This is a genomic window from Microbacterium tenebrionis (assembly GCF_020682665.1).
GTDB lineage: Bacteria > Actinomycetota > Actinomycetes > Actinomycetales > Microbacteriaceae > Microbacterium > Microbacterium tenebrionis.
Genome location: NZ_JAGTTM010000009.1, coordinates 1 through 14,549 on the forward strand (window position 1 = coordinate 1; position 14,549 = coordinate 14,549).

A 14,549-nucleotide genomic window follows, 5' to 3' on the forward strand; every position below is an offset into this window, starting at 1 on the left:
ATCGTGATGATGCCTTTCGAGTGGAGGTAAGAGACTTCTCGAAGGATCACACGGTGGCCGCGCTTACGTCAGGAGCGACGAGCCGGTCACCGAGGGCTACACCACTTTAAGGGGCACTACTCGCGCCGACCTTTCAATCACCTCGTTATCGGGGCTCACATCCGTATTGCTCAATTCCGTCGAATGGGTTCACACCAATCTTGCCCGCGCTCCGAGATCCAGTTGACGAAAGACATAGGGGCACCCCCCCGAACCGCAATGAGGTTGCTCTGGTGGCAGCCGATTTCGGACACCCGCGAGGCACTCGAAGCGACCTGGCTAACCCAAGCCCGCAGCCGCATGCACGCCTCAACATTCACGGCGCACGATCTCGTGGATTCGTTCCCGACCTCGGGTGAGGGGGCGCTCGTAGGATCAGCGCCGTGGCGATGATGACGATGATCACTGTGATGTCGTAGCTGGCGATCGTGTAGGTCCACCAGGGGCTGTCGGTCGATTGCGTGTCGGTCATCAGATGCGCGAGCGCAAGGAGCGGGCCGGTGGCCAGGAGCGCGTATCCGAGACGAACGAGACGTCGGTGTGTTCGGGCCGGATCAGTAGGCGGTTGGGAGCTGGCGCGGTTCATCGGAATATCGCTCCGATCGCGAGGAAACTGGCGGCGGCGAGGAGGACGACGGCTATCGTGGCCACCGCGATGAAGAACGTGAGATTGTGCAGCGGGTTCTTGCGCTTATCCATGGTCACTGGGCGGGGCTGAGGACGTTCGTGCCGTCGGTGGATACTTCGACGATGCCGCGGTCGTCGACGAGGATGATGCGGTCGTCGACGACGGTGAGCGCTTGGACCGCGCCCTGCAATGATTCCAGTTGCTGCCAGGCGCCGCTGTCGTCTTGTGACCACAGGACGCCGTCGGTGCCGGCGCCGAGTAGGGTGCCGTCCGTGCGCGCTTCCAGAGCGTAGAGAACGGGTGCCGCGTCGACGGGCGTGAAGGTATTGCCGCCGTCGGTGCTGACGAGGAGGCCCTCTTCCGCTGCGGCGTAGACGCCGGATTCGGCGGCGGCGAGGTCAGCGGCGCCGAGAGGTGCACGCTCAGTCCATGTGTTTCCCCCGTCGGTGCTGGTGAGCAGGTTCACTTGGCTGGAGGGGATGCCGTAGAGCACGTCGTCCGGCCCTGCAGTGAGGACGTGGAAGTCGGTGGTCCCATTGAGGGCGATCGGGGACCAGGAGTTCCCGTAGTCGTCGCTGCGGATGATGCCGAGGTTCGGGGCTCCGAGGTCAGCCGGGGTGTCTTCCCCGGGATGTCCCGACGCGAACAGCGAATCGTCAGAGACGGTGAACCCCATGGCGTCGAAATCGTGTCCGCCGATCGGTCCGGAGATCGTCCCGTCGGGGGCGAGAGTGAAGATGCCGTTGTGTGTGGCGACGAACAGATCATCGCCACGCGGGTCGGCGGCGATTCCGTGGATGTGGTCGATGCGGGGTGCCGCGCCGGGGTCTCCGAGCGGTGCGGCGGTGCATCCGGTGACGATGACCGCCAGGACGGTCGCAGTGGCAGTAGTCAAGAGGAGCGAGCGTTTCATGATGGCTTCCGGTGGCGGCCGCGGGACGGCCTGGCTTCTACGTCGCGCAGCAGGAGCGCGACAATATGCAAATCAATGTCGCGGTGCGACAGGTGGTGCGAACGGGCGGGCCGATTGATCGTCGGCCCGCCCGGGTTCGTCCTAGAGCTGTGCCAGGAGTTCCTGCATCGTGGCGATCTCCGCAGTCTGATCGTCGATAACCTGCTGCGCGAGGTCGAGGACGTCCGAGTTCTGCGCGTCGTCAAGGGCGGTCCGCGCCATGTCGACAGCGCCTTCGTGATGCATGATCATCTGCTCGAGGAACAGGCGACTGGCCTCGGCGGCGTCGGCATCCTCCAGCAGGGTCATGTCCTCTTCGGACATCATGCCGTCACCGCCCATCGACCCATGGTCCATGCCGTCCATCGAGTCCGGGTCGTAGTCGACACCCCAGTCTTCGAGCCATCCGAGCATCGTGTCGATCTCCGGCCCCTGCGCGGCCTTGATCTGCTCGGCGAGTTCGATCACGCGTGAGTCGGCCCCGTCCTTGGCGAGCAGGATGTCGGCCATGTCGATGGCCTGCTGGTGATGCGGGATCATCATCGTCACGAACATCTCATCCGCCTCATTCGCCGTCGAGGTCGACGACGACTGGGGCGAAGAGGTGGTCTGGCCGGATGGCGCGGTGCTGTTGTCAGCGCACCCGGTGAGCGCCAGCGCGAGAGTCAGGACGCCGGTGCTGACGACGAGGGGGATCTTCTTGTTCATGATTGTTCCTTCGATAAGTCGTAATGAGGTCGCAAGTAACGGCGCCCGGAGGCGCCACGAAGCCGACCGGTCACGGTCAGGGTCGGCGGCGACTGCTCAGGTGCGACTTATCGACAGGAACGTGAGCGAGGGAGCACGCGGAAGAACACCGGACGCGTCCCACCTCACCCGGCTCATGACCCGTTGAAGGTTCACGCCGCGACCGCGGCCCAGCACCGGAGGAAGCAGCAGAAGAAGGCCGGCGAGCAACGCGAGCACACAGGCCGTCAGCATGTCGTGGTCACCCTGCCCGGGCCCGGTCATCGCATGACAGGGGCCATCGCACGGGATGCCCGCGCTGTCAGCGCCGCCCGTCGCAGTGACGTGATCGCCGCCTGCCACGGATGCTGAATGCGAGAGTCCGGACGCACCGTGCCCGGCAGGTTCCGCGGTGAAGGTATGCATCGCCAACAGCCCGACGATGACCATGAGCGTGGCCGCGCCGAGCATCAACAGCGCGCGCAGCGACAACTGCGGGCGTGCGCTGCGGAACGCGACATGCATGTGGGAACCCTCCATCCTGCTCAGGATGCTAACACCGCGGACTATGCGCATCCTCGGGGTGACCGAATGGCCTGCGCACCGACAACAGGAATGACCCCCAAGGCATTGCCCATCGTAGCGGGAATACCCCCCAGGGGTATAGTGTTCCGGACAGAGACACACGATCCGCACACCGATCGAGAGAAAGAGGAACCGCGCATGTCCGACTCCACCACGAGATCCTGTTGCAGCCACAACCCTGGCGCCGTCGCCGCCGAAGGACGCAAGGATCTCCTCGCCCGGTCGGCGGATCAGTACGCCGAATGCCCCGTCATGGTCGGCAGCACCGTCGTCAAAGCCGACGCGGAAGCCGCAGGCCTGTTCCGCGACTACAACGGCGAGCGGTACTACTTCTGCTGCGCCGGATGCGGACCCGCCTTCGACGCCGACCCCACCAAGTACGTCACCGCCTGAACGGCATCCTCGCGCGGATCCGCAGCATGAACTGAGCCCGCACGATTCGTCAACCCCGAGAGGATAGGACCATGAGCACCCCGCACCACGAGGGCACCGAGCACGCACACGCCCCGAGCGACCACACGGCACACAGCCACACCCCGTCGAATCCTGCCGCGGTGACCGCCGCAGCGCACGGTTCACCGACGGGCCATCCCGCAGTACCGCACGAGCATCGCGAGCCGACGTCGCACGAAGGCCATGGCTCACCGTCCGGACACGACACCCACGCGGGACACGGCGGCCATGAGGGACACGGCGATCACGTGGGACAGTTCCGGCGGCTGTTCTGGATCATGCTCGTTCTGGCCGTCCCCACCGTCGCACTCTCCGGCATGTTCGCGATGATCCTCGGCTACACCCTCCCCGACATTCCGGGCCTTGCCTGGGTGTCGCCCGTCCTCGGCACGATCATGTACGCCTGGGGTGGCAAGCCATTCCTCGTCGGCGCGATCAGTGAGCTCCGCTCTCGTCGGCCGGGGATGATGCTCCTGATCGGTCTGGCCATCACGGTCGCGTTCGTCGCCTCGTGGGGTGCGACGCTGGGCATCCTGCACCATGAACTCGATTTCTGGTGGGAGCTCGCCCTTCTCATCGTCATCATGCTGTTGGGGCACTGGATCGAGATGCGCTCCCTCGCGCAGACCACGTCTGCCCTCGACTCCCTCGCCGCACTCCTGCCGGATGAGGCGGAACGTGTCGAGGGCGACCGGGTCGTGACGGTCTCACCTGCCGAACTCATCGTCGGTGACGTCGTGGTGGTGCGACCCGGTGGGAGTGTCCCCGCGGACGGACGCATTGTCGATGGACGCGCATCGATGGACGAGTCGATGGTCACTGGCGAATCCCGCACGGTGGAGCGCAGCATCGGCGACCAGGTCACGGCGGGAACCGTGGCCACCGACTCGGGGCTTCGGGTGGAGATCACCGCGACCGGCGACGATACGACCCTGGCCGGCATCCAACGTCTCGTGACGGAGGCGCAGAGTTCCTCGTCCCGCGCACAGCGTCTCGCCGACAGGGCGGCCGCGTGGTTGTTCTGGTTCGCTCTCGGTGCTGCGGCGATCACCGCGATCGTGTGGACGCTCATCGGGTTCCCCGACGCTGCTGTCATCCGCACGATTACGGTGCTGGTCATCGCCTGCCCGCACGCGTTGGGCCTGGCCATCCCGCTGGTCGTCTCCATCGCCACCGAACGCGCAGCGCGCGGAGGCGTGCTCGTCAAGGACCGCCTCGCGCTGGAGAGCATGCGTACCGTCGACACGGTCCTATTCGACAAGACCGGCACCCTCACCAAGGGCGAGCCCGTCGTTTCCGAGGTCACCGCCGTCGACGACACAGACCCCGACCAGGTTCTCGCCCTGGCCGCAGCCGCGGAAGCCGACAGCGAGCACCCCCTTGCGAAGGCCATCGTCCGCGCCGCCGCCGACAAGCAGCTCACCGTCCCGCGCAGTGCGGACTTCACATCGTCGCCCGCTGTGGGCGTCACCGCGACGGTCGAGGGGACAACTGTTCGGGTCGGTGGACCGCACCTGCTCGTCGAGGAGAGCGCGGAGGAGCTCCCGGTCGCCGATCAGTGGCGTGCAGATGGCGCCATCATCCTCCACGTCACCCAGGACGGCCGCGTTGTCGGAGCTCTGAAGCTCGCCGACGAGGTGCGTACGGAATCCCGCGAAGCCGTCGACGCCCTCCACGCGCTCGGCGTTCAGGTCGTGATGATCACCGGCGACGCCGAAGCCGTCGCGCACACCGTCGCCCAGGACCTCGGCATCGACCGCGTCTTCGCCGGGGTCCGCCCCGAAGACAAGGCGGCGAAGGTTCAGGAGCTCCAGAACGAGGGGCGGAAGGTCGCGATGGTCGGTGACGGCGTCAACGACGCCCCCGCCCTCGCGCAGGCCGACGTCGGGCTTGCGATCGGTGCCGGCACAGACGTCGCGATTGCCTCCGCCGGGGTCATCCTCGCCAGCGACGACCCCCGTTCCGTGCTCTCCGTGATCGAACTGTCCCGAGCCTCGTACCGGAAGATGAAGCAGAATCTCTGGTGGGCCGCCGGTTACAACCTCATCTCCGTACCCCTCGCCGCCGGCATCCTCGCCCCCATCGGATTCGTACTGCCGATGTCAGTCGGAGCGATCCTCATGTCACTGTCAACGATCGTCGTCGCCCTCAACGCGCAACTGCTGCGCCGCCTCGATCTGCGTCCCGACACCACGACACGCGCCATCCTGAATCGATGACGACACCCATAGAGGAGATTCAGATGACTGACACCCTCGATCCCGGAACGTCCTGTGACCACGGCGAGCACGGTTACATCACCGACAAAGACCGCTACCTTGCCCGCCTCAAGCGCATCGAAGGACAATCACGCGGCATCCACCGCATGGTCGAGGACGAGAAGTACTGCATCGACATCCTCACTCAGATCTCCGCTCTGACCAGCGCCCTGCAAAGCGTTGCCGTTGGGCTCCTCGAAGACCACCTGCGCCACTGCGTGGCAGATGCCGCACGCGCCGGCGCAGACATCGCCGAAGAGAAGGTGCGCGAGGCGTCCCAGGCCATCGCGCGTCTGGTTCGCTGAATCCGCTTCAATTCTCGCTCAGCCGCCTGCGTGCGAATGAGGAATTCCGATTCACGCCGAAACGGACGTGGTGAGTATTCGGCTGCCCCTGAAAGCGGCACCGGCGGCTCGTAGTCAACCCGCCTCAAACAGGCGAACAGCAAGTGCAATGCACGCAGGCACCCAGGGTGACCGACACCCTTTAAAAGCACTCACCCACACGTACCTGCAGACTGCAAAAATACCTGGATAACCTGCAAAACGCGACCTATCCTGGCGGCATGCGAGGAGGCCTCGAGCGCTGGAAACGAGGTGTCGAATCCCGCGGGGTTCGACACGCGATCTCCTACGCGCTCGAGGGCACGTGCGACGCCCACCTTCATCACACGACCGGCGTCAACGCGCTCGAGGCGTACAGCGCGGCATCCGACTCCACCGCCTCCCGGTTCGTCGTCGACGACGGCATCATCGCTTCCGACGAACTCACTGCCGGCGGGCTTCGCGTCTGGCTCACCGGCCACGACCCGATCACCGGAGAAGAGCGCGGCCATCAGCGACTGAGCCCCGACGCCGACCTGCTGCTCGACGGAACGATCAATCACCCGAAGTCGTACAGCATCGCCGCGCTTCTGCATCCCGAACTCGCCACCGAATTCGAAGCTCTCCAAGACCGACTGCGTGAGCGCATCCTGCTCACCTGGCAAACTGAGCTCAACGCGCGACGCGGGCACGGCGGACTCATCCGCGAGGAGATCACCCGCATCGAAGTCGTCGAACTGCAGCATCGGCGCTCGCGCGCTCGACCCGCACATCCACCGTCACCTCTGGCTGAACATCAAGGTGCTCGGCGCCGACGGCAAGTGGTCCAACCTCGACTCGCGCGTCGCGATGAAACTGCACACCGTCGTCAACGCCGAGGGCGAGCTCGCCGCCCGCACCGATCCCGCCTGGATCGCCGCCCTCGCCCGGCACGGATACACGCTCGACGAGACCGGCGAGATCGCCCAACTCGCCAGCGCCGTCCGACCCGTCTCGCGCCGCTCGGCGCAGATCGAATCCAAGCGCGCGCGCCTGATCACGGAGTGGTCCGCGGCGCACGGAGGCTCAACTCCGAGCGTGGAGGTGCTGCAGCAGATCGACCGGCACGCCTGGGCCGTGTCGCGCCCGAACAAGCCGGCCGACCTCGATGAGGCGGCTTGGGAGGCGCACATCCGTGACGAGATCGCCGCGATCGATCCAGGATTGATCACCACTCGCGCGCCCACTTCGATCGCTGCGGCTGACGTGGACGCGCTCAATGTGGATCTGCTCGCGGCACAGGCCGTCGTCGACGCCGACGAGCGGTCCACCTCATGCGGCGGAAGGTTCAGTATCTTCGACATCCGCGCGGGCGCAATTCGCGCACTCTCACGCACGGGCGTCGTCGCCGAGCGCAATCGACTCGACGGCGTGATCGCCGAGATCACCGAGCGCGCCTCGAGTTCGGTCCATCGGCTCGTTGCGGACGATCCGCCGGCGCACGTCAAGGCGTTCATGGCGGCCGAAACCGTGCGCGTCAAGATGCGTCTCGCAGGCCGCCTGGATGCGATCGCGCGGCCGGGCCGCTCGCTCTTGCCGACCGAATTGAGCCGGCTCGCGCCGGAGCAGGATCTCTCGACGCTGGATGCCTCACAACGCGTCGCGGCCGGCGCCATCGCCGGCACGGACGGGCTCGTGACGGTGACCGGCCCCGCCGGGGCGGGAAAGACGACGATGCTGCGGGCCACGTTCGTAGCGCTCTCCACCCAAAGACGGCGGATGCTCGTCGTCGCTCCCACGCGCAAGGCCGCGTCGGCGGCATTCCGCGAGGTCGGCGCCGTGGCATCCAGCATCCACGCCTTGCTTCTGGATCACGGCTACCGGTGGGGAGCCGATGAAGCGGGCGCGATGGTCTGGACGCGGCTTCGGGTCGGCGAGGCCGATCCGACCACCAGAGTCGCATATGCCGGCCCGGCACGGTTCCCGCTGCATCCGCGCGATCGGATCGTCGTCGACGAGGCCGGCATGGTCGACCTGCAGGCGGCGAACGCGCTCGTCGAACTCGCGCTCGAGCGCGGCGTCGGGTTGGCGTTCGTCGGTGACACGCATCAGGCGCTGCCGGTCGGTCACGCAGGGGCGATGGGGTCTGCGATCCGGCACGCGAACGCCGCGGTCGAGCTCGACACGGTGCATCGGTTCCGCGATCCCGCCTACGCGGCGCTCACGCTGGGACTCCGGGACGCGGGTGACCGCGAGCATGCGCTGCCGGTCGCCGCTGAGCTCGTCGAGCGTGGCCACGTCGCGCGGGTCGATCATCAGGACGCGGCGCGTGAGCGGATGATCGAGGCGTACTTCGAGTGGCACGCGCACGGCAAGCGGGTGACGCTGGTATCCGCTTCGAATGCCGAGGCGGATGCCATCAATGACGCCATCCAGCAGCGGAGAATCGCTCGGGGCGAGCTCGACGCCGGCATCGTCGCCTGGGGCATGGGCGAGCAGCGCATCCTCGTCGGCGATACCGTCCAGACCCGTCGCAACGACCATCGCACGGGCGTCGAGAATCGTGCGCAATGGATCGTGCACAGCATCCGCAACGACTATCTGTCTCTTGTCTCGATGAGCGACAGCGGCGAGGTGGCGCGCGTCTCGGCCGACTACGCGCGCGAGCACCTGCAGCTCGCCTACGCGTCCACCGTGCACGGGGTACAGGGCGACACCGCCGACGCGTCGGTGGTCGGGCCCGACGTGGATGCCGCGGGACTGTACGTCGGCCTCACGCGCGGGCGGATGCACAACGTCGCGATCGTGGTCGCGCGAACGGATGCCGCGGCCCGCGAGCGTCTCGCCGAGTCGATGCAGCGCGGGACGCCGGAGCTGACGATGCAGGATGCCGTGCGGTGGGCGAAGGCGGAGATGCGGCGTGCGGCACGGAACACGGAAGTGACGCGGCCGGTTGTCGAGGCGCCAGGTTCGGTGAGTGGGATCGGGATCTAGTCGGTGCTGGCCACGGCTTTGCCAAGTTGATCGCAGGACCGCCGAACTCGCCGTACTCGCGCTGTAACCACTCGCTCATCGGTATACTTCAGGTATGACTACGACCATCAAAGTCAGCGACGAACTCCGCGACCGGCTCAAGGAGCAAGCCGCGCGTGACGGGCTCACGCTCGGTGCACACCTCGCGCACCTCGCAGACGCTGAGGACAGGCGATGGCGTCTCCACCTGCTGAAGTCTGCGATCGACGTTTCGAGCCGCGACGATGTGGCGTCGCACGCTAAGGAGACCGAGGACTGGGAGCGGACGGAACTGGCCGACGCTTCGTGATGACCGACGACCTTGTTCCGGGCGTCGTGGCCTGGGCGTCGCTCGAACCCGTCCGGGGCAGAGAACAAGGTGGCCACCGTCCGGTGCTGATCGTCGCGTCCGCGGGCTACCTGGATGCTGTGACCACCCTCGCCATCGTGCTACCGATCACGACCACCGACCGCGGCTGGCCGAACCACGTTCGCGTGGAAGGGCCCAGCGGGCTGAACCGGCCATCGTGGATCATGACCGAGCAACCCCGGACGCTCTCACGCGACCGGCTCACGGGTGTGGCCGGCGAAGTCTCGATCGCGTGCCTTGCCACAGCCCGCACATGGCTGGGCGACTTCCTCGATCTCTGATTAGCGCGACCTGCGTTGGCGTGGAGGTCTCAGCATCCGTGAGCGAGGACCTCGCTTACTAACACTTATCGCAATATCTGTTGGTAACGCGGTGAGGATGCAGCGGCGCCCGATTGGCGGACGCTGAGCGAGAGAACGTTCGGTCGGGTCATAGGGGCGATGTGTGCGGGGCCTCGGCGTCGCTAGGAACCTCGTCGCCTGCTCGCTTGAAGGACCGGGTATCGTGCGGCGGTCAATCAGCAACGCGCGCAAGAGTCCGCCCTCACCTCGGCGGCGCCTCCCAGTCCGCTTTCTAAGCCGGAAGATACCTAATCGTCGAGCCAAGGACCCGAGCCTTCGAGCCATTTGCGCGAAGCAATGATGTCACGCCGACGATCCGCTGGGCTTCGCTGTCGCCATCCGGTGGGCCGACTCGCACCTCCTCGATCGGAAGCGGGGCGAGCGAGTTGGCAAGGGCATCGAGTCCGGCCAATGCCCAGCCGTAGTTTTCGTGATGGGTGATCTCGATGTACGGGATCACCCCGCGGTCGGAGCCTCGATGCTTCGGGCGATAGCCGACCGGGAGGTAAGAGATGAGTCGGACCTCCTGCTCTTCCGCATACGCCGAATCCTTCATCGATGCCGCGAGTGATGCGAGCACGCCGCGCACGAGAGTGCTAGCCGCGCCAGGCTGAGAGGACTCCAGGAGCGGTTTCAGGTTACCCTCGGCGATCTTCGATAGCACCCGTTCGATTCGCTTGTCCTGCCTGTCGGGGTCGTACTCGACAGTGACCCATTGCGGCACGAGGAGGAAACCGGTCATCCTCGGTGGATTCGAGGGAATGTATTCAGCGTGGGCATCGAGCTTAACAGCGACGCCTTTCGTGCTCCCGTAGTTTCTCCACTGATTCAAGACGCGATAATGCGTTGACGCGCACACGACGTACGCCGGGTTCTCCAATACCCATTCGATGAAGTCGTCGTCAAGGACGTACTGCATTTGGGTGCGGAGCGCAGCGTGCAGTGAGGACTCGTTCGGCTGGTTGTTGAACCAGTCGATGATCCTGCGTGCGCCGTACGCGAGTTCCTCAGGGTCGTTTAGCATCGTGGCTGCAGTCGCCCACAGTTGCCGCTTCTCGACCATACTGATGAGGGCGCGGGAGTCCGTGAAATGCCAAATAGATCCGTGATAGTGCTCCGAAAACGGGAGCGGAGCATACGCGCCAAGATGCTCTATAGCTTCAGGCGGATCGGAAGCGGGGCCCTGGGTCATGCTCCCCAGGGTATGCATCAAGTTGTCGCAGGCGGATCACGGTCCCATCACCATTTCCGTCCAGCGCCAGGGTACTCGTTCGAGCTGGCCGGGTTCGATAGCGGTTGCGCGGTCCGCTCCCGCACAAGCTAGTCCGCCTCGCCTCGCCACGTACGAGGCAGCGCATGCGCGTCGCGCACGCCGCGAAGGCTTGCCCACTCGACACCTCGCACAGCGGAGGCGTCGCCGCGAAGCCCATCGTCTGCCTCGAACTTCCAATCCTCATGATGGCCATCGTCACCCTCTACTTCGGATCCGAGTCCCGGTGGCGACTTCATCTGACGGCGGACGAAGTCGTTATCCCAGGCCCCGTTTCCGACAACCGCGTCGACCGCTGCACGCCCAAACGCGCTGCCCTGTTGAAAGTCAGTCGCCCCAGCGAATCGATTGAGGTCAACGTCGACATCCGCCCATGCGACCATCATCGTCACTTGCGCCTGCTGGAATCCACTCCAGATCTCTTCGAGCAGTTCCTCCAGCACCGTGGTCTTGCCCTGTTCATCCGCAACCAGCACGTCGATCTGCATGTCGAGCGTGGTTCGCCCAATATCGGCTGTCACATGCGGCGAAGTGTCCGCGTCCACGATGCGGGTTCCCTGCTCTAGGGACCAATCGAAGACCATTTTCGGGCGCATTGAAACGGAGACACCGTCAGGCGTGATTATGCGTCCTTCGTACTCCACCCATCTACCCGCCAACGTGCCGCCGATCTCCATCCGGTGCTTATCCTCATTGTTCAGCCAGGCGAGCACCGCGAGCACGTTGTCCGCCGGGTTAGTTCCGGAGGCGTTTGCCCAGACAAAGGGCTGGCAGGCGTACACGGCACGCACCACACGCTCGGGGAGACCCCTCAATTGCCCCCGCTTCATCGCCCCGCGCCACTGTGCGGCGCTGTACGCCACCGGGTACTGCAGAGACTTGGCGGGGGTTCCGCCATCCGCCTTCACGATCCGGTTCAGTGTGGTGTTCAGGATGCTGCGCAGGTGGTGTGCAATCTCACCCAACTGCACACCCCACTGCTCGAGCCGCGGAGGCGGATCCACTGAATCCACTTCGACGTACCAGCCGCACTCAGGAGGTTCCTTACAATGCAGTGTTGTCTTTATCGGCTCGGGCTTCCGCCAGCGACTGACATCAGCCAGCAATGCGTTCGATCGCTCTTGAGCAAGTTGCACCCGCCCGATCGACTGCTTCGACAGCCAGGTCACCCGCGCCTCAATATCCACAGGTCAATAATGTCGGCACTCGGCGACACGGTTTCGCCGCGCTGAGTGCACATGTCGACAAGCTCGATTCGCTCCGAGCGCTGGGCGTTGTACTGCACCGCTCGCGAGGGGTTCTACACAGGCACGCCAGCCTGGGGATCAGCCGAAGGCCGACCAAATCTACGCTTGCGGAGCGATGGAGCTTCGATACTCAGCGGCGGCCGGCTCGAGGGCGAATTCGAGCACTTCCACGTTGTGCTCCCGAAGCGCGGTGAGTACCTGCTCCGGGGTCGCGCGGAAGTACTCACGCCTGAGGTTCACCTTGTTGAGTCGCTGATCTGCAAACTCCTGATGCAGCATCGTCTCGATCGCGACCGCGTCGTCTGCGAAGAAGAGAGCGTGCACGTCGAATCGGAACGGCACGGATGCATCACCGAGTTCGTTAACGCGATCCATTGGATCGAGTCGCCGCGTGAGTCCGATCTTCACGACGTCTGGCCCGAAGGCGCCGATGTTACTGATCACGTACACGTATCCAGCACGAATGTTCGCGACGCGGTAGTCGACATTCTCGATCGCGTGCTCGACGTCGTCGAGTTTCGCACAGAGTCGCTCGGCACCCTCGAGGTCGCCGCTCGCCTCGAGCGCCGCAAGGGCATTCACGTAGTGCGCGCGTTCCTTCTGTAGGCGCTCCTTCTCGCGCGCGAGCTCCTGCTCCGCCTTCTTCTGTTCGCGAAGTTCGTCACGTCGCGCCCGTTCCAGTTCCTTCTCCGCCTGCAGAGCCTGAAGGTGCCGGCTTGCGAGTTCCAGCTCCTTCAGCCGTAGCCGGTGGTAGGCCGGTGTGATGCGGAGGTCGATCATTGTCCCCAGACGCTCTACCTGGGTGGAAACGGTGGACAAACGCTTCTGCGCGGCATCCAGGTTGCCTGCTCGCACTGTCTTGATGCAGTTCTCCGCTTCCGCGTTATACGCGCGGAGCAGTAGCCTGGACATGTCGTTGACGAACTTCCGACCCTTGGCTGCGCTGTTGTTAAAGGTGAAAGTCGATGTCGCGGCGGTCGCGTCGCCGGCCCGCACCAGCCGCTTGATTTCCGAACGCACCGATTCGAGCTCAGTCGCGAGCACGACCGATGATTCCGCGGCGTTCTCGAAGTCGAACAGACCGTACTCCTGCAGATGCGCGGTATCGCGCAAATTGACGATCTCCTCCTGAACCTGTGATCGCTCAATCTCAGAGGCACGTGCTTCAGTACGCACTCGTGAAAGCTCGTCCTCCGCAGCCACGATTTGATCATGAAGTCCGCGCTTAATCTGGTCGAGCTGGCTGACGTCGTTGAGGCCATACTGCGAGATGAGGGCTTCGAGGCGTTCGTTCTCCGCGATCAACGACTCGGCTTGCTTCTTCGCACCGAAGAATGAAACCTTGCGGGACTTGACGTCGGCTTCGACCTGGGCGTGCTGAGCCTGAGGCGTCGCCGCAGCGCCACGAGAAGTCACGGACTCGCGCCCGCTTCGACGCGACGTTGGGGAATCAGCGACATTGGATTCGGCCACAATCGGCATTGTGGACGGCATCGGGTCAGTGCTCTGAGACCCGGCGCTAAAAACATGCTCCGTCCACGCCACACCGCTCCAGTAGCGCTGTTCGTGCCTACCGACGGGATCCGGGAACCAGCCCGCTGCGATCTCCGTGGCGTTACTCATCTGCTTCCCATCGTTGAAATCCGCCCTTATCGTCGAGGTAGCCCCGCAACCCGCAAGCGAGCGCCAACACCGAACGTATCAACGCGAACCGACACAAGTAGAGGTCAGCTCGCCAGGCAGGCGGCGGACACCTCCAGGCCTCCGCCTCGCCCTTTGTGTACGGTCCCCGCAAGGCGATTGTTTGCGCGAATGTTTGCCTCATGCAAGGGCTACTTCTCGATGGTGATGGCAACCGTCGCAGTACCGCCTGCAGGGGTGTGAATTGGCGCGAACCTACTTGCAGGAAAGCCTGGCCTACGGTCATCGGGCGTCCACTCGCTGACTTCGACCGCGGTGAATTGGAACAGCCGCGGAGAACGATGGAGTTCGGCCGCCTGCTCTGGCCCAATCTCCGCCATGACTGCGAGCTTCATCGGCCTGAGGACCACGGTGAGTTGATCGACCAGCCGCTCCAACAGTCCGCGGAACTCCTCGACGAAGATAGATGGCATGGACGATTCTCGGGTGATGCTCCAAGCACCTACAACCGACACTTCGCCATCGCGCTCTTGCGATCTCTGAAGATCGATCATCGGGGTGGTCACTGTCATACTGTTCTCGGAGTGCGCCACGTTGCGATTGGTCAAGCCCCAGGAAGTGGTGTAGCGGTCGGTGATCCTTCTGTTGTTGGTGTCGGTTAGGCGCTGAGCTCGAGGACGGTGTCGGTATTCACCTCGTTTCCGTTGTCGGCAACGAGAGTGAGG

Annotated in this window: 14 protein-coding genes and 1 pseudogene; 7 read left to right on the forward strand and 8 right to left on the reverse strand. The window is 64.7% G+C overall.

Annotation, left to right across the window (positions count from 1 at the left end; translation table 11 throughout):
- Window positions 1–355 precede the first annotated feature (355 nt).
- The 4 genes from KEC56_RS13620 to KEC56_RS13635 form a co-directional block, all read right to left on the reverse strand.
- Window positions 356–511: a hypothetical protein gene (locus KEC56_RS13620; RefSeq protein ID WP_227531371.1), complete on the reverse strand. Its 156-nt coding sequence runs from the start codon at window positions 509–511 to the stop codon at window positions 356–358.
- A 229-nt stretch (window positions 512–740) separates the two neighbouring features.
- Window positions 741–1,562, reverse strand: a complete 822-nt coding sequence (locus KEC56_RS13625; RefSeq protein WP_227531372.1) for a F510_1955 family glycosylhydrolase — start codon at window positions 1,560–1,562, stop codon at window positions 741–743.
- Between the two features lie 159 nt (window positions 1,563–1,721).
- A complete protein-coding gene (locus tag KEC56_RS13630) occupies window positions 1,722–2,327 on the reverse strand; it encodes a DUF305 domain-containing protein (RefSeq protein ID WP_227531373.1) in 606 nt (201 codons plus the stop codon).
- Window positions 2,328–2,423: 96 nt separating this feature from the next.
- Window positions 2,424–2,870: a DUF6153 family protein gene (locus KEC56_RS13635; RefSeq protein ID WP_175985447.1), complete on the reverse strand. Its 447-nt coding sequence runs from the start codon at window positions 2,868–2,870 to the stop codon at window positions 2,424–2,426.
- Window positions 2,871–3,068: 198 nt separating this feature from the next.
- Between KEC56_RS13635 and KEC56_RS13640 the strand changes: the two genes are divergently transcribed.
- From KEC56_RS13640 to KEC56_RS13670, 7 genes and pseudogenes are all read left to right on the forward strand, one after another.
- Window positions 3,069–3,323 carry a YHS domain-containing protein gene (locus KEC56_RS13640; RefSeq protein ID WP_175985446.1) on the forward strand — a complete coding sequence of 85 codons (255 nt, stop codon included), beginning with the start codon at window positions 3,069–3,071 and terminating at the stop codon, window positions 3,321–3,323.
- Window positions 3,324–3,394: 71 nt separating this feature from the next.
- Complete coding sequence (locus tag KEC56_RS13645) at window positions 3,395–5,602, forward strand: heavy metal translocating P-type ATPase (protein ID WP_227531374.1); 2,208 nt, start codon at window positions 3,395–3,397, stop codon at window positions 5,600–5,602.
- A gap of 23 nt (window positions 5,603–5,625) precedes the next feature.
- A complete protein-coding gene (locus tag KEC56_RS13650) occupies window positions 5,626–5,946 on the forward strand; it encodes a metal-sensitive transcriptional regulator (protein ID WP_175985444.1) in 321 nt (106 codons plus the stop codon).
- Between the two features lie 260 nt (window positions 5,947–6,206).
- Window positions 6,207–7,095: pseudogene (locus tag KEC56_RS13655) on the forward strand (relaxase domain-containing protein); the annotation flags it as partial.
- 390 nt (window positions 7,096–7,485) lie between these two features.
- Window positions 7,486–8,937, forward strand: coding sequence for an ATP-dependent DNA helicase (locus KEC56_RS13660; protein ID WP_227531381.1), 1,452 nt, complete (start codon window positions 7,486–7,488; stop codon window positions 8,935–8,937).
- A 94-nt stretch (window positions 8,938–9,031) separates the two neighbouring features.
- On the forward strand, window positions 9,032–9,265 hold the full coding sequence (locus KEC56_RS13665; RefSeq protein ID WP_227531375.1) for a hypothetical protein: 234 nt from the start codon (window positions 9,032–9,034) through the stop codon (window positions 9,263–9,265).
- Window positions 9,265–9,606 (forward strand): type II toxin-antitoxin system PemK/MazF family toxin, encoded by a 342-nt coding sequence (locus KEC56_RS13670; protein WP_227531376.1) that lies wholly within the window; start codon window positions 9,265–9,267, stop codon window positions 9,604–9,606. Before KEC56_RS13665 ends, KEC56_RS13670 begins: the two co-directional genes overlap by 1 nt.
- Window positions 9,607–9,898: 292 nt before the next feature.
- Here the strand turns inward: KEC56_RS13670 and KEC56_RS13675 are convergent, their stop codons facing one another.
- The 4 genes from KEC56_RS13675 to KEC56_RS13690 form a co-directional block, all read right to left on the reverse strand.
- Window positions 9,899–10,858 (reverse strand): DUF2971 domain-containing protein, encoded by a 960-nt coding sequence (locus tag KEC56_RS13675; protein ID WP_227531377.1) that lies wholly within the window; start codon window positions 10,856–10,858, stop codon window positions 9,899–9,901.
- Between the two features lie 128 nt (window positions 10,859–10,986).
- Complete coding sequence (locus tag KEC56_RS13680) at window positions 10,987–12,123, reverse strand: hypothetical protein (protein ID WP_227531378.1); 1,137 nt, start codon at window positions 12,121–12,123, stop codon at window positions 10,987–10,989.
- Between the two features lie 159 nt (window positions 12,124–12,282).
- Complete coding sequence (locus KEC56_RS13685) at window positions 12,283–13,806, reverse strand: SNIPE associated domain-containing protein (RefSeq protein WP_227531379.1); 1,524 nt, start codon at window positions 13,804–13,806, stop codon at window positions 12,283–12,285.
- A gap of 209 nt (window positions 13,807–14,015) precedes the next feature.
- Window positions 14,016–14,549 (reverse strand): hypothetical protein (locus KEC56_RS13690; RefSeq protein ID WP_227531380.1); only part of this gene is annotated, 534 nt, incomplete at its 5' end.